This is a genomic window from Rhodoferax sp. (genome assembly GCF_028715765.1).
Classification (GTDB): Bacteria; Pseudomonadota; Gammaproteobacteria; order Burkholderiales; family Burkholderiaceae_C; genus Rhodoferax.
On sequence record NZ_JAQURE010000029.1, the window covers coordinates 1 to 18,971 of the forward strand.

Genomic DNA, 18,971 nt, shown 5'->3' on the forward strand with positions numbered 1-18,971 from the left:
TGGCCAGCAGCACCGACATGTCAAACATGCAGCGAATGCCAATGATCCCCGGTATCCCCTTTTTTGAAAACTAAAGCAGTCCTTGCTCTGAGGCAATCACGGCGGCGTGAACCCGTGAACTGACCCCAAGTTTGCGCAAAATGTGTTGCACATGAATTTTGACGGTGGTTTCCACAATGCCATGTTCGCGCGCAATTTCCTTGTTGCTGGCACCGCGGGTGATGCCGCGCAGGATGTCGAGTTCGCGTGGGGACAAACTGGCGACGGCTTGCTCTGCTGGCGTGACGGGTTTGGTTGATGACGGGACTGGCTCAGCGTTCTTGCTGGGAGCTGGCTTCAATGCAGCGCTTCGGTAGGTCGCCAACAGCTTCCCCATCATTTCTGGTGCAATGATGCTGTCGCCTTGAAAGGCGCGATGGACTGCGGCGGTCAGGTCGTCGCCCTCCATGGTTTTGAGTAGATAGCCACTGGCGCCGCCATGCAAGGCTGCGGCCAAGTCGTGTTCGTCTTCACTCACGGTTAGCATCAAGATGCAAGCTTGGGGCGCAGCCTCTATCAATGCGGGCAGTGCATCGACACCGTTGACACCTGGCAAGTGGTTGTCCAGCAAAATGACATCTGGCTGCAGTTCCTGGGCTTTTCGCAGCGCCTGGCCCGCATCTGCCACATCGCCGACCACAACCAAACCTTCGTCGCGCGTCAGCAGTGCCATCAAGCCGCGGCGAAACAGGGTGTGGTCGTCTACTACCAAAATGCGAACGGGTTTGTTTTCTGGTGAAGTCATGAGCGTGGGGTAAGGGAGGAACGGGGCATGCCGCGTGTCAATCAACGATGCGCGCCGCGTTGCTTGTGCTGGGGTGTGAGGGTGTAGGTAGCGTGAGTATCACAGAGCTGCCACGTGACGGGGTTGAGAAAACCTCAAGGGTGGCATCAATGCGCTGGGCACGCTCTGTCATGATGCGCATCCCGACATGAGTTTCGTCGAATTGGTCGGTTTCTGGACGAAAACCAATGCCATCGTCGCGCACTGCGAATCGCCATGTCGGTTGTTGCTCAACATCCAGCCAGGCTTGCGACGCACGGGCGTGTTTGCGCACGTTGGACAAAGCCTCCTGGAGGATGTGCAGTACCTGAATTTGCACGTCGGGCGCCAGTGGCAAGCCTTGTCCCTGAATGGACAAGGTCGTTTTGACGCCACTTTGGTGTTCAAACTTTTGCAATGTAGTGGCCAGCGCTGGCTCAATGTCTTCGGTGTTGGTGCGGGTTCTGAAGTGCAGCAGCAGTTCGCGCACGTCGCCGTAGCTCTCTTTGACACCCAGGTCAATTTCTTCCAGGATTTTGGCAACTTCAGGCTCATCGCAGGTTTTGATGGCATCCCGCATCAGCTGCACCTGAATTTTCAAAAAAGCCAGCGACTGGGCTATGGAGTCATGCAATTCACGCGCCAGCAAGTGGCGCTCTTGCGACACGGCAGCCTCTTTTTCAAGCGAGTTCAGTCGCAGGTTTTCCATGCCACTGGCCAGGTGGCTGCTCAAGGCCTCCAGCAAAGACCGCTCAGCTGGGCCAGGGTTGACGCGGGCATGAAAAAACAGGTCAACTTCACCCATCAGCACGTCGTGCAAACGTACCGGGATGGTCACCACGGTTTCAAACCCTGCCCGGGCGCAGTGCGCCAGGGGCGCGGGCGTAGCACTTTGGATCGGGATGACGTTCAGTGTGCTGCCCACGGCTGAGCCGCAATGGCAATCACCGGCATAAAGGCATTGTTCGGCATCCACTAGTGCGGCAGGCAAACCATGCGCGGCCAACATCAGGTGGCGCTGGCCGCCCTGGCTTGACCAGCGCAATGCGACACCGTCCGCATGAGAAATCTTGGCGATGTTTTTGGTGAAGTCTTGCGCCAGGGCGTCCAGCGAGGTGGCTTTGGCCACCAGGTTGGTTACTGCGTAAAGACTTTCAAGTCGCTCTGATTTTTCTTGCAATAAATTGGTTTTTTCGGCGACTTTGCCTTCGAGGTTTTTGTACATGGACTGCAAGTGCTCGGCCATGCCGTTAAAACCATCTGCCAGGGTGCCGAATTCATCACTAGAAACGCGTTCGACCCGTGCATTGAAGTCGCCGCGCTGAATTTTTTCGATGGCTTGTTTGAGCTGCCCAACAGGTTCCAGAACGAACAAGTAGCCGGTGTACAACAGTACAGTTGCACCCACCACAACCGATGCCAGCATGCTCATTTGCAGTAAGTGGAGCAGTGCAGTCCAATGCGCAATGTGCACCTCTATGCTGTTCACAAAGGCGTCAATGTGCGACGCGAACGCCACAGTGTCAGCACGCAGCGACTCAAAAACCGTGGGCTTGGCTGCAATCCACTGGGCTCGGTAACGCGCCCAGTCGGACTCAACCACTGCAAATCGTGCTGTGGTGTCATCATCCCAAGGAACAAACAGGGGGCGATCCGGGTCGCCGTTTTTCAGGGTGACCAAGCTGCGCTCGAATTCAGCGCTCTGGTCTGGCAACTGGCTGGTTTCACCCGTGCCCACCGACAATGACATGCGGTAAGACTGCATGCGCATGCGGCCCGCCTCATTGACGGCTGCCGCGCCGCCGTCAAGCTGCCACGACACCCACAAAGTGGCCACCGTGGCAATAAATATCAGAAGTAAAAATGGCGCCCCGACCATCAGGAGTTTGGCGCCCAAACTCCAGTGTCGGGTGCTTGTCATGGCTGTGGGGCTACTGCGGGTAATTGGTAACGCGCTTAAGCCACGCGTTCAAAAATAGCGGCAATCCCTTGACCGCCACCAATGCACATGGTCACCAGGGCGTAGCGCCCGCCAATGCGTTCCAGCTCATACAGTGCTTTGACTGTGATCAATGCTCCGGTGGCACCAATCGGGTGGCCGAGCGAAATGCCTGAGCCATTGGGGTTGACCTTGGCTGGGTCAAAACCGAGGTCGCGGCTGACGGCGCAGGCTTGTGCGGCAAAGGCTTCGTTGGCTTCTATCACGTCGAGGTCGTTGACAGTCAATCCAGCTTTTTTCAAGGCCAGTTGACTGGCGGGAACCGGGCCGATGCCCATGTACATGGGGTCAACACCGGCGTGGGCGTAGGCCACCAGGCGTGCCAAGGGTTTCAGGCCGCGGGCTTTGGCGGTGGCGGCTTCCATCAGCACCACGGCAGCGGCCGCATCGTTGATGCCAGAGGCGTTGCCGGCGGTGACTGTGCCGTTTTCTTTTTGGAACGCTGGTTTGAGCTTGGCCAGGTCAGCCAGGGTGCAGTTGGGGCGGAAATGCTCATCGGTGTCAAACACCACGTCGCCTTTGCGGCTTTTGAGTGTGACCGGCATGATTTGGCTCTTGAAGTAACCGGCTTCAATGGCGCGTTGGGCACGGTTGTGGCTTTCTACCGCCAATGCGTCTTGGTCGGCGCGGGTGATGCCCCATTTGGCGGCAATGGCCTCAGCGGTCACGCCCATGTGGACGGTGTGAAAGGGGTCATTCAGGGCACCCACCACCATGTCAACCATTTTGGTGTCACCCATGCGGGCACCCCAGCGCATGTTCAGGCTGGCGTAGGGGGCGCGGCTCATGGCCTCGGCACCGCCGCCGATGGCAATGTCGCAGTCGCCCAGCAAAATGCTTTGGCTGGCGCACACAATGGCTTGCAGGCCGGAGCCGCACAGACGGTTGACATTGAAAGCGGGCACACCTTGCGCACAGCCGCCGTTGATGGCCGCCACGCGCGACAAATACATGTCTTTGGGCTCGGTGTTGACCACATGGCCAAACACCACATGGCCTACTTCGTCGCCCTTGACTTGGGCACGGGTTAACACTTCTCGCACGATTTGGCCAGCCAATTCGGTCGGGGCAATGTCTTTCAGACTGCCGCCGTAGGTACCAATGGCCGAGCGGGCACCGCTCACAATCACAACTTCACGGGTCATCTCAAGTCTCCTTTAAGGGTTGTTAATAAATAATTACGGTTTCATCTTACCGTGCAATGCTGACACTTGTCGTACGCCATTTGAAGCTACTTCAGCGCACAGGGTTTAGCCCGCGTCTCGCACATCAGCCACCACTTGCTGGCCAAAATCTGGCCGTTGCAGCCAGGCCAGCACGCGCTGGGCGGCCTGGGCAGGCGTGGCAAGCGCACCGGTTTGCTTGAGGTGGGCAAAGTTGGCTTGGTCTGGAAAGTCGGCAGCGGGGGCGGTGCGCAGTTGCGTTTGCATGTCGGTGTCAATCACACCAGGTGCCAGTGAGCACACTTTGGCACCATGGGGGTGGCGCGCCTCATCCAGCGCCAGGCAGCGGGAAAAATGATCCATTCCCGCTTTGGCGGCACAGTAAGCGGCTTGTGATGCCATGGCACGCCGACCCAAACCTGAAGAAATGTTGAGCACTTTTCTGCTCAAACCCGGGTTATTGCCGGTGGCGCTCAAAAATGCCGCGGTCAACAGCATGGGTGCTTCAAGCCCCACCCGCAGCGCTTGGGTCATGTCATCAGCGGGGCACTGTGCCAGTGGTGACAGGGTTGGAATGACCCCGGCGTTGTTGATCAAGGTGGCGCTTTGCAAGGTGTGCAGGGGTTGCGCTTTGAGCCAATTTGTCAGCCGTTGCGCGGCGGCAGCGGCTTGGCCTAAATCCAAAACCCATTGTTCAAGTGCGCAGGCTGCGGCAAGGGCTTGCTTGGCTAAAGTTGGCGGGGTGTGGCGTGAAATGCACAGCAGTTGATGGGTGGGTGCAAGCAATTGCTCGGCCATGGCCAAGCCCATGCCGCGCGAGGCGCCCGTCAATATGTACAAGTGGGCTGGAGGGTTCAAGGTGGCTCCTTGGGTGGGGCTTTAAAAAGGCACAGGGCTTTCAAACCGAAGTGTTTGCCCGTGCAGGGGGTGGACAAATTCAAGGCTGTGGGCGTGTAGCAGCAGCCGCTCAGAGGCAAAGGCGACTACCTCAGGTGCGTAGAGGCGGTCTCCCACAATGGCATGCCCAATGGCCAGCAAGTGCACCCGCAGTTGGTGTGAACGACCCGTGATGGGCTCCAGCAGCAATCGGGTTTGTTGGCGGGTGGTGTCTGTGTGGAGCACTTGCCAGCGCGTTTGGCTGGGTTTGCCGGTTTCAAGGTTGATGACGCGCCTGGGGCGGTTAGGCCAGTCTAGGGCTATCGGCAAATCAATGCATTGCCAATGGCCAGTGTGGGCGCTTAGGCACCCGTTGACCACGGCCACATAGCGTTTGTGGATGGTGCGTGCGGCAAACGCTTGGTTCAAAACCTGCTGCACGGTCGGTGTTCTGGCCATCAACATCAAGCCCGAGGTGGCCATGTCGAGCCGGTGTACCACCAAGGCTTCAGGGTAAAGCTGCTGCACTTGGCGGCTTAAGCAGTCTTGTTTGTCTGGCCCTTTGCCAGGTACGCTCAAGAGCCCAGCTGGCTTGTGCACCACCAGCAGGGCGCTGTCTGCGTAAATGATTTCAGGCGGCGTCAATGGCCTGCTTCCATGAGGAGTTTTTGCACTGTGGCGCACAGTTCATCCACATCATTGGGTTTATGGATGAGTGCGCGTGCGCCCGCAGCAAGTGCTGCTTGCTCGATGTCTGGGGTGACATACCCAGAGGCCAGCGCCACCGGCAACTGTGGACGAACCCGTTGCACATCGCGCAATAAATCTATCCCGCTGTAGCCGGGCATGTTGTAGTCGGTGACCAGCAAATCACAAATCAACTCAGGGTCACGCAATTGCGCCAGCCCTTGCAAGGGGTCGGTGAACGTCAATACCCGATAGCCTTGGCGGGTCAGCAGGCGCTTGAGCAAAAAAACCAGCGCCTCGTCGTCATCGACCACCATCACGGTTTGGCCTGCGCCTTTGAATGCTGTGTTTTCAGTCGGTGTGGCTGTAGGTGGCTCGGCTTGAACGTCGGTGACAGGAAAAAACAGCTCAAAAGTACTGCCTTGCCCTGGCAAACTTTGAACTTTGACATTGCCCATGTGTGCCCGCATGATGCCGTGCACCACCGACAAGCCCAAACCTGTGCCTTGTCCGACAGGTTTGGTGGTGAAAAAGGGTTCAAAAATACGCTCCAGGGTGTCGGGCAACATACCACAGCCGGTGTCGCAGACTGAGAGTTTGACGTGTTGACCACGCAGGCCACTGCGGCGCTCAGGCATGTCTTCTGCGCCGCGAGCGCTGCAGGAGAGTTCCACCCGCAATTCACCCTGCTGGCTCCCAATGGCATGCACGGCGTTGTTGCACAAGTTCAGCAAGGCTTGCTCAATTTGTGTGGCGTCGGCCAACACCAGTGGGGTGTGGGGGGTAACGTGGGTTTTGAGGTGCACATTGGGGGGCAGGGTGACTTTGACCAGTCGCAAGGTTTCGTGGGTTACGTCAGCGAGTTGAATCGGGCTGCGCTTGGGTGGGTCGTTGCGGCTGAAGGTCAAAATTTGCTTGACCAAATCGCGTGCGCGTTTGCCGGCTTTGTCAATTTCATCCAAGCAAGTGGCTGCCGCGCTAAGCGCTGAGGTGTCCATTTTTGCCAGAGTGACATTACCCAAAATGGCGCTGATGATGTTGTTGAAGTCGTGCGCAATGCCCCCTGCCATGGTGCCAATGGCCTGCATTTTTTGCGACTCGCGCAATTGCGATTCAAGCGCTGCACGGTGCGCTTCCATTTTTTTACGTGCGGTGAGGTCGTGCGCAAACAATGTGATCACATCACCCTCTGGGTGATGCTCAAAAGACAGACTCACTTCGAGCGCGATTTTTTGCCCCAGGCTGGTGAGCCCCGTCATCTCTCCCAGCTGGGCGTGGCTGGTGATGTCGCTGTAACTTAAGGCTTGTGCTGCTGCTGGTAAAAAGTCTGTCAACGGACGCCCCAGGGCTTGGTCTGCTGCGCACTGAAACATGCTGGCTGCTGCTGGGTTGAACACCATGATGTGGTGATTTTTGTCCACACACACTATCGCATCGAGTGATGAGTTGATGATGCCAGCCAAGCGGCTTTTGCTCTCAACCAGCTGGTTGTTGCGCTCTTGCAAGGCTTGGGCACTGGTTTGCAGGGCCTGGCGCTGTGCTAGCAAAGGGCCTTGGTCAATGATGGCGCAAATGAATCGTTCGCCTTCATCTGCGCTGTGTTCGATTCGAGCCACATGAATGTCACCCGTGAAAAAGCCATTGGAGCTGCCACTGAACTCAACTTCATCTATTTCGTAGGCGCCCTGCTCTTTGGCCAGGAAAAAACACAGCCGAACCCGATCAAGCCCTGTACCCTTGACCAAGGGAAACAAAAAAGTCAGGGGTGGATCAGTCTCAAGTGGGCGAAACAAATCCAGCGCCCGACCATTGGTTTCCAAGATCAAGCCAGACTCTTCCACCACCATCAATGCCAATGGCACATGCGAAAAAAGCGTTACAAACCGCTCAGAGGCACCTTCAGCCTGCGCTTGGCTAAAGCGCAGGGCTTTGTTTTGAATCTCCAGTTCGGCTTGGTATTGCCGCAGGTGATCGACCAGTTTGGCGTTGGAAAATTTGTCTGGCAAGCCTGGGGGCGTGCGTTGCGGTCCACCCAACCGTTTGGGTGGGTTGTAAAACGCTTTTTTGGAAATGGGGTGGTTAAAGCGCTTACTCAACGCGCTGCGTTTTTTAATTTGCCACGCACGGGCACCACTGTTACCACAGTGGGGCGCACAGCGTCAGCAGACACGGGTTTAGGGGGGGATGTGTCTTTTTTAGGTTTTTTAACCATTTTGTTGTTTTGTTGACCTTTTGCCATACAAGCTCCTGTGAATGAGTAAAGATTTCATTATCTGCCTGACAAAGCGAACTTTGATGGGGCTCACATATTTTCAGTGCGCGCGTTGATCCCGTAAGCGGCTGACTTCTTGTGCAGTGACGGCATCCGCCTGATTGCCCCACGCACTGCGGACATGGCTCAAAACTTGGGCAATCTCGTGGTCGGTCAGGGTCAGTACAAAGGGTGGCATGCCAAAGGGTTGGGGATGACCGGAAGTTACGGGGGAAAAACCACCATGCAGCACGGTTTGGATCAGGTTGGTGTGGTCTGCCATCAGTACCGCACGGTTGGCCATCAAGGCTGGGTAATCGCCCGGCTGACCTTGACCTTGGTTGCCATGGCAGGTGGCGCAGTGCATTTTGTAAATGGCAAGGCCTTCAGTGGAGGGGGGAAGGCTAACCGGCTGCTTGGGTGAAGGCGCTGTGGACACTGCCGCTGCTTGCGCAGGTTGGCTTAAGGTCTGTAAATAAACCAGCATGGCGTGCAGGTCTGCGTCATTCCAGTGTTGTGTGCTGCCTTGCACTACCAGTGCCATGGGGCCGCTGACGGTGGCTTGGGTTGATTGACCAGTTTTGAACAAGGTCAGCAGCTGAGAGGTTTGAGCTGAGTCTGTGCCCGCCTCGTTGGTATGTAGCAAAGAGGAGGCATACCAGTTTTGCACCGCCACCATGCCACCACTCAACGACTTGCTGTTTTGGCTGGCACCCAATGCATTGCGTGGTGTGTGGCAGCTGGCGCAATGCCCCAAACTGTGCACCAGGTAAGCACCACGGTTCCAGGCGGCCGATTGGGTGGGCTCGGGCTTGAAAGTTTCAGGTTGAAAAAACAAGGTGCGCCATGCCCACAGCGCAGCTTGAGTACCCAAAGGCCAGCGCATTTCATGCGGGCGATTGGCAACTGCTTGGGCTGGCACGGTTTGAAAGTACGCAAACAGGGCATCAGCGTCGGCACGCGTGACGCGCGTGAACTCGGTGTAGGGGAAGGCGGGGCTCAATAAACGCCCGTCTTTTGATTTGCCGTGGTGCATGGCCTGCCAAAAGTCCTCGGCTTGCCAGGTGCCAAGTCCATAGGTAGGATCAGACGTCAAGTTGCTGCTGAAAGCCGTGCCAAAGGGTGTCTCAATGGCGCGCCCACCTGCATAAGGTTGGCCACCAGGGGCGGTATGGCAAGTTTGACAATTGCCAATTTGGGTCAGGTATTCGCCTTGTCTGGCTAAGCCTGTCAATGCCTTGGGTGCGGGGAGGGGGGCTGCGGAGGTGAAACTGCCGCAGTCCATTCTGATGATTCCGCTCGCCAGGGCAGGTAGAGCGGTCAAAGGTTCGCTGTTATTGGGCAAGGGTTGAGCCGCCAACCAGGCGGTGACTGCATTGATGTCTTGCGGGTTCAAGCGGCTGGCAATCAAGCTCATGCAGTCGGGCGCTTGGGCGTGCCGCTGGCCAGTGCGCCAGCCGCCAAGTTGTGCGTTCAGATAGTCACGGGGTAAGCCCAGCAAGCCAGGCACAAAAGGTGCCGCGCCAGTCAACGAGTTGCCGTGACATTGTTGACATGGGGGGATGTTTCGGCTGGCATCGCCTTGCGTTACCAGGGCATGGCCACGCGCCAGTTCGTTGCCGCTGGCCAGCGGCGCAATGGGTGCAACATAGGGCAGGTGCAGGTTTGAAAAATAGCTGGCCAAGTCCATCAAATACGCATCGGTGAGAGGTTCGAGCAAGGTGGCCATGGGGCTGTAGTGGCGTTTGCCATCTCGAATGTTGCGTAATTGGTTGTACAGGTAACCGACAGGCTTGCCGGCCAGGCGCGGGTAATAGCCATCTGGCCCGGCACGCCCCTGTGCACCGTGGCAATGGGTGCAAGCCTTGGTGCGCTTAGCCCAACGGTCGTCCAAAGCGGCATCAGCCGCCGCAGAAAAGTTGTGTCCGAGCACAATCCACAACAGCAAAATACGAATCAACATGGGGCAGACTTTGTGAAGAAAATGATCAGACTACTTTACTTCTCTTTGCTCTGTGTCATTGACAAACGGCATTTGTCAAAACGCCCATGTGGTTGGGTTAGCCAACAGGCAAAATAGACCATCATTTAATGATTAAAGGTGTTTCAGATGCGTTGTTGGGTTCTGTGTTTGTCTGGACTTTTGTGTCACACCCTGGCTGGGGCGCAGTCGGCGCAGGCTTTGTCTGAAAGCGACTACTTCCAAGATATGCCGATTGTGCTGTCTGTGTCACGTTTGCCACAGCGCTTGGATGAAACACCTGGCGCGGTCACCGTGCTGGATCGAGACTTTATTTTGCAAACGGGTGCGCGCGATGTGACGGATGTGCTGCGCTGGGTGCCAGGCTTTCAGGTCAGCAGTACTTTTGAGACAGTGGCTCCATTGGCCAGTTACCACGGGGGGTTTGATGGGTATTCCAACCGGATGCAGATTCTGGTGGATGGCCGTTCGGTTTACTCGCCCTTTTTCATTGGCAGTGGGGGTGCCGGGTTGCAAACTGTGGCGCTGCAAGACATTGACCGCATTGAGGTGCTGCGCGGCTCTAACTCCGCCAGCTATGGTGCACGCGCCCTGTTGGGTGTGGTCAACATTGTCACCCGGCACTCGCAAGACACCTTGGGGCCGAAGTTCAACCTGACCCAGGGGGAGAACGGTGTCAAAGACACCCAAGCAAGCTTTGGCTGGACATTTGCCACTGGCACAGTTCGTTTAGGACTTGACCAGCGTGCGGATGACGGTCTACTGGGTGCCAACGGGAAAAATCAGATTGATCGGTTTAATCTGCGGGCAGATTTCTCAACCGATGCGCACACTGAATGGCAGTTCAGGCTGGGACAAACTTCGCTGGCTTCAGGCAAGGGGCAGCTGGGTTCGATTGAAGAGCGTCCCACGCAATTGGATACGCAATATGTGCAGCTGGATTGGCGCAGAAATTTGAATGTTGACAGTGACCTCGCGGTCAGTATTTCTCATACACAAGAGGCTTATGTAGACAATATCATTGGCTACAAGCTCAACTACGATGGTATTTCAGTGAACAACAACCTGGCTGTAACGCACACGATAAGGCTCAGTGCCAATCATCGGGTGGTATGGGGTGGAGAGTTTCGTAGCGAAGCCATTGAGTCTGCGTCTTTTTACAGCCAAGCTAACCCGCTTGTCACGGAGTATTCACGCCTGTTTGGCAATCTGGAATGGCGTTTGGGGCCAAACTGGCTGCTTAACGCGGGTGCACTGGCCGAACACAGCAGCGTGACGGGTGACTCTGTGGCGCCACGTGTCATGCTCAACTGGCACGCAGCACCTGGCCATACCTTTCGTTTTGGGGTGTCCAATGCCTATCGCCCCCCGAGCACGTTTGAAAAATCTGCCAATTTGTATGTGCTTGGCATGCCCTACATTCAATCCAGTGGTCAGGTGGTACCAGAGAGCTTGAATGCCACTGAGCTGGGTTATTTGATGGATGTGCCAAAACTTGGCTTGAGCGGCGACTTGCGGGTGTTTCGTGAGCAATTGGGTGGTTTTATTCGCCAGCTCAATGGTGGCCCTGTGCGTGACTACGTCAACGATGAAAACTTTGCCATTGAAGGCTGGGAATATCAGCTGAAATGGCACCCCTGGGCTGGCACGCAGTTGATGTGGAGCCAAACGTACACTGACATTGGTTCTGTAAGTGTCGGGGGGACGCCCTATGCGGCTCCCAAACTGGCAAGCACTTTGGTTTTGCGGCAAAGGTTTGCCAGTGGTCTTGATGTGAGTTTGATGCATTTGGACAGCGGAACCGCAAAACTGCATGGCTCAGGTAACGGCAACTTGATGGCCATGACGCGCACTGACCTGCGCTTTGGCTGGCCACTGCGATGGGGCAAACATGCAGGTGAATTGGCGTTGACTCTTCAAAATTTGGGTCTGCCCTACGCAGATTACGACCCCGGATTTTTTTTCCGTAAGCGTGCGTTGCTGACATTGCGGCTGGATCATTGAGTTGAGCTTTCTGCGCATTTCCAGGCGCTATGCGCTCAGCTTAGTGCTTGGTCAGCTGAGTACCTTGACGCTGTCTGGCACCCTGCTGGTCAAGAAGCTGGTGATTGTCAGCAGTGACAGCACCGCGGCGTTCAAGGAAACAGAGCAAAAGTTGATTTCCGAACTGAAGGCGGGAGGGGTGTCGGCGCAAGACATTGGAATGTCCTCAGTAGCGTCGTTTTCACCAATATCTGTGGCCGTGGAAAGTACAACTTTGTACATCACGCTTGGTGTCAAAGCGACAGAGGCCTTGGCTAAAACCAATGCCAATGTTTTGTCTGTGCTGATTCCCCGCAGCAGCTTTGAGCGCATCTTGAGTCGCACTGAGCGAAAACCTTCAAGAAGCTTTTCTGCTATTTATTTAGATCAAAGTTTGAGTCGGCAATTGGCTTTGATTCGATTGGCCTTGCCCCAGGCCAAGCGCATTGGCGTCCTTTGGGGGGCTGACTCATGGGCAAAAGCACCAGCGTTGCGCACTGCGGCTGCAGCGCAAGGGTTTATGCTAGCCGAGGCGGGCTTGTCTGACCCGCAGAACATGTTTGCTGAATTGCAACAAGTACTGAACGATTGCGATGTTTTCTTGGCGGTGGCAGACCCCAATGTGTTTAACAGCAACACCATTCAAAATTTGCTTTTAACCACCTTTCGTGCCCGGGTACCGGTGGTGGCGTTTTCACCTGCTTATGTGCAAGCCGGGGCTTTGTTGGCTTTGCATGCGTCGCCACAACACATTGGCGCCCAAGCCGCGGCTGTTGCGTTGCAAGCTTTGTCGGGCAAAGGCATGCCAGAGCACCCCTTGGAATCGAACGATTTTGAGGTCAGTATCAATGCGCATGTGGCACGTTCATTAAACCTTAGTTTGGATGCAAAAGCTTTGCGCGCAGAGGTGCGGCGTTGGGAGGGCTTGCCATGAAGCCGCTTGACATTCGCCAACGCATGTTGGTGGCCGCCTTGTTGCCGGTGATGCTGGTCAGTGTGTTGCTGAGTGTGGTGTTTTTGGTGGCGAGGTTTGATGACATGCAAGAGTCTTACCTTCAGCGCACTCGGTCAATCACCCGACAGTTGGCACTGGCCAGTGAGTATGGGTTGTTTTCAGCCAACCAAACCCAGCTTCAATCGGTGATGCAAGGCGCCATGCGTGAGCAAGATGTGCGTTGGGCAGCTGTGTTGGACAAGGATGGCCGCATTTTGGCCAGTGCTGGAGATCAAGCTGACATTTCTTTCACGTCCGTGAGTGCCGTTGAAACCGAAAAATACGATGCCCAGCGGCAGCTTGATGTGTTGGCGCAACCCGTGTTCGCCAGTGGCCTCAAGCTTGATGATTTGTACAACGACGCAGCCCTGCCGCCCGATGGCTTACCGGTGCAACTGGGGCAAGTGGTGGTGAAGTTCTCGCGCCAAACGGTCAGTGAGCGCAAACAGCACATGCTGCTGTTGGGTGGTTTGATCAGTTTTGCTGGTCTGGTGTTTGGCTTGTTGTTGGCAGCGCGCTTGAGTCAGGGTGTCATTCGCCCCATTTTGCGTGTCACACAGCTGATTGAGCGCATTGGACGTGGAGATTTCTCTGCTGCCTCTGACTTGAATCAAGTGGCTGTCTCGGCCTCAGACCCGTTGCGAGATTTGCAAGAAAACTTGCGTCAAATGGCCGAGCGGTTGAGTTTTGCCCGTGAAGACCTGGAGCACCAAGTGGCTGTCGCTACGCATGCATTGCGTGAGAAAAAAGAGGAGGCAGAGCTTGCCACGCAAGCCAAATCTCGGTTTTTGGCTGCAGCCAGTCACGATCTGCGTCAGCCAACGCATGCCTTGGGTATGTTTGTATCGCGCCTGGCTCAATTGCCGCATGACACCCAAACGCGTGAATTGATTGGCAGTCTAGATGCGTCGGTGCGAGCCATGCAAAACCTGCTGGATGGTTTGTTGGATATTTCGCGCTTGGAAGCCCAGGCGGTGCAGGTCAAACTGGCACCCTTGCCTTTGGCTGGTTTGTTAAACCAACTGCAACATGATTTGCAGCAGTCGGCCATTCAAAAGAGCTTGCGTTTGCGTATTCGCACCAGTCCGGTCTGGGTGTTGAGTGACGCCGTACTGCTCTACCGCATTTTGTTGAATTTGGTGAGTAATGCACTGCGTTACACCGATCAGGGCGGGGTGTTGGTGGCTTGCCGATGGCTGCCAGGCGGCGAAACGGTGCAGCTTCAAGTGTGGGACAGCGGCGTAGGGATTGCGCCAGAGCATCAAACAGAGGTGTTCAAAGAATTTTTTCAAGTGGCCAACTCCGCACGTGAACGCCACAAAGGCTTGGGCCTGGGGTTGAGCATTGTCAAGCGCACGGCGGATTTGTTAGGCGTGCCAGTGACTTTGACTTCCCGGTTGGGCATGGGCACGCGTTTTACTTTGACGCTGCCGGTGGTCAACCCCAACATGCTGGCTGAGACTATTGAGCCGGCAGAGCTTGCCGTGCCCAATGTGCCAGAGTCTGGTGAAATTTTGGTGATTGAAGACGACGTGCTGGTCCGTGCCGCCTTGTCTGGTTTGCTTTCAGGCTGGGGTTTTACGGTGCATCAAGCGCAAAGCCTGAAAGACGCACAGATGCTGCTTCAAGAGCATCTCAAACCGGCTCTCATTTTGAGTGATTACCGCTTGTTGGATGGCGAAAACGGCATCGAGGTGGTGCAAGCCCTGCGCGCCCAACTGGGCAACCAAGTGCCTGCTTGTTTGATGAGTGGCGACACAGATGCCGGGCTGATGTTGGCGGCCAAGGCGGCAGGACTGACATTGCTGCACAAACCAGTGCGTCCGGCCAAGTTGCGTTCCCTCTTGCGGCGACTGTTGAGCCATCAACCCATTGAAGAAGACTTGCGATAACCCCACCGGGTGGCCTCTGTGGCAGCCTGGGTGCGTGTTTTGGCGTTGAAGGCACGCATGATGGTGGTGACATGGGTTTTGACGGTTTCCTCACCCACAAACAGTTTGTTCGCTATTTCGCGGTTGGTAAAGCCATCGAGCAACAGTTGCAACACTTCCAACTGTCTGGGGCTGAAGACGGGTGTTTGCCTGGGTTTGGGGGCGCCAGATAGCCCCATGTCATCATGAAACGCCGAAAAACAACTGGGCTCATAAATCTCGCCGTTCAAGACTTGTCGCAGTGCGCAAAGCAACTCCTCGCTGCGACCAGACTTGGTCACGAAGCCAGACGCACCCATTGCCAAGGCTTGTTGCATGATGCTGGGATTGGCCGAACCAGAGAGGATGACGATGGGGAGTTCAGGGTGTTTTTTACCCAGCACAGCCAAGGCTGCCAACCCGGTCATATCTGGCAGTTGGTAATCAAGCAGCACCAAATCCAAATCTGGATGGGTGTTGACCATGGCAAAAGCCGATGCGCAATTGGCAGCTTGCAGCACCTCCGTGGGCTCATCTGGGGTGAGTCCCTTGAGCACTTGGCACAAGCCTTCTCGTACCAGTGCGTGATCGTCTACCATCAGGATTTTCAAAATATCAGCCCTAAGGTCTTCTTACAATTCATCCTCAACATATTACTAGAAGCCCATGTTTGTTCACTTACGCCTGCACACTGAATTTTCCGTCATCGACGGCACCACCCGAATCGATGAAGTGGTGAAAGCTGCGGCGGCAGATGGACAGGTGGCTTTGGCCATCACTGACCTTAGCAACATGTTTGGCGCGGTCAAGTTTTACAAAGAAGGTCGCAAGCGCGGGGTCAAGCCTTTGTTGGGCACGGAGGTTTGGCTGGAAGGCTTGGGCAAGGATGCCGATCAACTCTCCCGCGTGCTGTTGTTAGTGCAAAACCGTCAGGGGTACCTCAATTTGGCAGAGCTGTTGGCGCGTGCCTGGACGCAAAACGCCAACAAAACGCAGGCCAGTGTGACTTTGGCCTGGCTTAAAGAGCTGCAAACGGGCTTGATATGCCTCTCGGGCGCGCAGGCTGGCCCGGTGGGGCAAGCCTTGTTGCAAGGCGATGAGCCGCGCGCCATGGATGCAGCTTTGCAATTGGCAGGTGTGTTCACCCACCGTTTTTACCTTGAGCTGCAGCGTGCGGGGCGCATGGAAGATGAGGCACAGGTGGCAGGCGCTGTGCAATTGGCGCAGCGCCTGCAATTGCCGGTGGTGGCCACGCACCCGATTCAGTTCCAAGCGCCAGACGACTTTGAAGCGCATGAGGCCAGGGTCTGCATTGCCGAAGGCGAAATGTTGGCCAACCCGCGCCGGGTGCGCCGTTTTACCCGCGACCAGCACTTCAAAACCAGTGCCGAGATGCAGGCCCTGTTTGCCGATGTGCCCTCGGCCTTGGCTAACAGTGTGGAGATTGCCAAGCGCTGCAACTTGAGCCAGGTGTTGAACAAGCCGCAGTTGCCAAACTTTCCCATTCCGCCCGTGGAGGGGGTGGTGATGCAGGCCAACGATTACTTCAGGTATGCCTCGCACGAGGGTCTGAAAGAGCGCATGGCACACCTCTACCCCGACCCAGTGCAGCGTGAAGCCGAGATGCCGCGCTATCTGGAGCGGCTTGAGTTTGAGCTGGTGACGATTTTGGGCATGGGTTTTCCAGGCTACTTTTTGATTGTGGGCGACTTCATCAACTGGGCCAAAAACAACGGTTGCCCGGTGGGGCCTGGGCGCGGCTCTGGTGCAGGCAGCCTGGTGGCTTACGCCTTGAAAATCACTGACCTGGATCCGCTGCGCTACAACCTGCTGTTTGAGCGGTTTTTGAACCCCGAGCGGGTTTCCATGCCTGACTTTGACATTGACTTTTGCCAAGGCAACCGCGACCGTGTGATTGACTACGTGAAAGAAAAATACGGCAAAGACGCGGTCAGCCAGATCGCCACCTTTGGCACCATGGCTGCGCGCGCCGCCATTCGTGATGTGGGTCGGGTGCTGGACATGAGCTACACCTTTTGCGACGGCATCAGCAAGCTCATTCCTAACAAGCCGGGTGTGGCCGTGACGTTGCAATTGCCCCCACCAGGGCATAAAAAAGACGACAAACTGGTTTATGCCACCGAGGCCGAGCCTATTTTGGCGGAGCGTGAAGCCAAAGAAGAAGATGTGCATACGCTGCTGGAGCTGGCACGCAAGTTGGAGGGCATGACGCGCAACATTGGCATGCATGCTGGTGGGGTGCTGATTGCGCCCGGCAAGTTGACCGACTTTTGCCCTTTGTACCAGCAGCCGGGCAGTACATCGGCAGTCAGTCAGTATGACAAAAGCGATGTGGAAGCTGTCGGCTTGGTCAAGTTCGACTTTTTGGGTTTGGCCACATTGACCATTTTGGAGATTGCCCGCGAATTCATCATCAAGCGCCACCCTGGCCAAGCGCAGTTTGCGTTTGAGAACTTGCCGTTGGACGACATGGCGGTGTACAAGTTGTTTCAAGAAGGCAAGACCGAGGCTGTGTTTCAGTTTGAATCGCGCGGCATGCAAGGCATGTTGCGTGATGCCAAGCCGACCCGACTGGAAGACTTGATTGCCCTGAACGCCTTGTACCGCCCCGGCCCTATGGACTTGATTCCGAGCTTTGTGGCGCGCAAACATGGCCGCGAGGTGGTGGAGTACCCGCACCCGCTGGTGGCCGACATGCTCAGTGAAACCTACGGCATCATGGTTTACCAAGAGCAGGTGATGCAAACCGCGCAAATTTTGGGCGGCTACAGCTTGGGCGGTGCCGACATGCTGCGCCGTGCCATGGGTAAAAAAGACGCCGACGAGATGGCGCGGCATCGGCAGATTTTTCGCGACGGTGCAGCCAAAAATGACATTCCACAAGACAAAGCCGACGAAATCTTTGACTTGATGGAGAAATTTGCCGGCTATGGGTTTAACAAATCCCATGCCGCCGCTTATTCTCTGCTGGCTTACCACACCGCTTGGCTCAAGGTGCATTACTGCGCCGAGTTTTTTTGCGCCAACATGACGGTGGAAATGGACGACACCGACAAGCTCAAGGTCTTGATGGAAGACGCCCTGAAGATGGGCTTGACCTTTGAGCCGCCAGATGTCAACCGCGGCGTGGGGCGGTTTGAGCCGGTCTCTGACAAGGTGATTCGCTATGGGTTGAGCGCTGTTAAAGGCAGTGGTCAGCAGGCCATTGAAGCCATTGTGGCGGCGCGTGAGGGCAGGGGCGTGGGGCCGCAGGGCGATGTGCAAGGCCCGTTTAAAAGTTTGTTTGATTTTTGTGCCCGGGTTGATCGCGCGCGCATCAACAAGCGCACGGTCGAGGCGCTGATCAAAGCCGGTGCCTTTGATGCCATTGAGCTCAACCGTGCCAGCTTGTTGGCCAGCGTGGACTTGGCGTTTGAGTTTGGCGCGGCGGTGGTGGCCAATGCCAACCAATGCAGCTTGTTTGATATGGGGGGCGATGATGTCCATGGCTCCAGCAGCCAGGCGCCTGACTTGGTACAAGCCACCCCTTGGGGGGTGAAAGAGCGGTTGACGTTCGAAAAAACGGCGGTCGGCTTTTATTTGTCTGGTCATCTATTTGACGAGGTGCGCACCGAGGTGCGCCGTTTTGCCAAGCGAGCCATTTCAGATCTGATCGACACCCGCGAACCGCAGTTGCTGGCGGGCATCGTGACCGATATGCGCGTCATCAACGGCCAGCGCGGCAAGCTGGCGCTGTTCAAGCTGGATGATGCCTCGGGCGTGATTGAGGCGCGTGCCGACGAGGCGCTGATCAACGCCCACAAAGACCTGCTCAAAGACGACGAATTGGTGATTGTGATGGGCAAGCAGCAGCCAGACCGCTTTTCGGGTGGCATGCAGCTGACCGTGACGCAGCTCTGGAGCCTGGCGCAAGCCCGCTGTCGTTTTGGCAAATACCTGCGGGTCAGCGGCGAAACCGGCGCTCAGGGCTTAAAACTCGACCTGGCGCGGCTGTTGCGCGACTTTCCCGCTCAAAAAGAGAGCACAGAGCAGGGGGATGTGATGCGTGGTTTGGGTGTGCGCATGCAGTTGACCTGTGTCAGCGCAGAGGGCACAGCCCGTGCCGAGGTTCAGCTGGGTGAGCGTGCCAAGTTCTTCCCCAGTGATGCCGCACTGGCCAGTTGGTGGGCACAAGTCAGGCCTGGGCAGGCCGAAATTGTTTACGAATAATATATAAGAAATTGGCCTCTAGCGCTTATAAATAAAGCGCTAATAGCTATTTAAAT

The 18,971-nt window shown here is 56.1% G+C and carries 12 protein-coding genes; 4 read left to right on the plus strand and 8 right to left on the minus strand.

What is annotated here, in order from left to right:
- Positions 1 to 70: 70 nt before the first annotated feature.
- From PHT20_RS10915 to PHT20_RS10945, 7 genes are all read right to left on the minus strand, one after another.
- The gene (locus tag PHT20_RS10915) at positions 71 to 784 is read right to left on the minus strand and encodes a response regulator (RefSeq protein ID WP_300082138.1); all 714 of its coding nucleotides are present in this window, start codon (positions 782 to 784) and stop codon (positions 71 to 73) included.
- Between the two features lie 37 nt (positions 785 to 821).
- The gene (locus tag PHT20_RS10920) at positions 822 to 2,723 is read right to left on the minus strand and encodes a type IV pili methyl-accepting chemotaxis transducer N-terminal domain-containing protein (RefSeq protein ID WP_301020534.1); all 1,902 of its coding nucleotides are present in this window, start codon (positions 2,721 to 2,723) and stop codon (positions 822 to 824) included.
- A 35-nt stretch (positions 2,724 to 2,758) separates the two neighbouring features.
- A complete protein-coding gene (bktB, locus tag PHT20_RS10925) occupies positions 2,759 to 3,946 on the minus strand; it encodes a beta-ketothiolase BktB (protein WP_300082144.1) in 1,188 nt (395 codons plus the stop codon).
- Positions 3,947 to 4,051: 105 nt separating this feature from the next.
- Positions 4,052 to 4,822: an SDR family NAD(P)-dependent oxidoreductase gene (locus PHT20_RS10930; RefSeq protein ID WP_301020535.1), complete on the minus strand. Its 771-nt coding sequence runs from the start codon at positions 4,820 to 4,822 to the stop codon at positions 4,052 to 4,054.
- 21 nt (positions 4,823 to 4,843) lie between these two features.
- Positions 4,844 to 5,485: an RluA family pseudouridine synthase gene (locus tag PHT20_RS10935; protein WP_301020536.1), complete on the minus strand. Its 642-nt coding sequence runs from the start codon at positions 5,483 to 5,485 to the stop codon at positions 4,844 to 4,846.
- Entirely contained in the window at positions 5,482 to 7,623 is a 2,142-nt protein-coding gene (locus PHT20_RS10940; RefSeq protein WP_301020537.1) for a PAS domain-containing sensor histidine kinase, read from the minus strand. Before PHT20_RS10940 ends, PHT20_RS10935 begins: the two co-directional genes overlap by 4 nt.
- A 216-nt stretch (positions 7,624 to 7,839) precedes the next feature.
- Positions 7,840 to 9,741 carry a c-type cytochrome gene (locus PHT20_RS10945; protein WP_301020538.1) on the minus strand — a complete coding sequence of 634 codons (1,902 nt, stop codon included), beginning with the start codon at positions 9,739 to 9,741 and terminating at the stop codon, positions 7,840 to 7,842.
- Positions 9,742 to 9,888: 147 nt separating this feature from the next.
- On the opposite strand from PHT20_RS10945, the gene PHT20_RS10950 reads away from it, so the two are divergent.
- The 3 genes from PHT20_RS10950 to PHT20_RS10960 all read left to right on the plus strand — a co-directional run bounded on the left by PHT20_RS10950 (position 9,889) and on the right by PHT20_RS10960 (position 14,667).
- Positions 9,889 to 11,763: a TonB-dependent receptor gene (locus tag PHT20_RS10950; protein ID WP_300087957.1), complete on the plus strand. Its 1,875-nt coding sequence runs from the start codon at positions 9,889 to 9,891 to the stop codon at positions 11,761 to 11,763.
- 64 nt (positions 11,764 to 11,827) lie between these two features.
- Positions 11,828 to 12,715 (plus strand): ABC transporter substrate binding protein, encoded by an 888-nt coding sequence (locus tag PHT20_RS10955; protein ID WP_300087959.1) that lies wholly within the window; start codon positions 11,828 to 11,830, stop codon positions 12,713 to 12,715.
- Positions 12,712 to 14,667, plus strand: a complete 1,956-nt coding sequence (locus PHT20_RS10960) for an ATP-binding protein (RefSeq protein WP_300087961.1) — start codon at positions 12,712 to 12,714, stop codon at positions 14,665 to 14,667. The genes PHT20_RS10955 and PHT20_RS10960 overlap by 4 nt, the downstream gene beginning before the upstream one ends.
- Here the strand turns inward: PHT20_RS10960 and PHT20_RS10965 are convergent.
- Positions 14,640 to 15,284 (minus strand): response regulator transcription factor, encoded by a 645-nt coding sequence (locus PHT20_RS10965; RefSeq protein WP_300087963.1) that lies wholly within the window; start codon positions 15,282 to 15,284, stop codon positions 14,640 to 14,642. The genes PHT20_RS10960 and PHT20_RS10965 overlap by 28 nt on opposite strands.
- Positions 15,285 to 15,351: 67 nt before the next feature.
- Here PHT20_RS10965 and dnaE point away from each other — a divergent pair, with 67 nt between their 5' ends.
- Positions 15,352 to 18,915 (plus strand): DNA polymerase III subunit alpha, encoded by a 3,564-nt coding sequence (gene dnaE, locus PHT20_RS10970; RefSeq protein ID WP_301020539.1) that lies wholly within the window; start codon positions 15,352 to 15,354, stop codon positions 18,913 to 18,915.
- Positions 18,916 to 18,971: the final 56 nt, after the last annotated feature.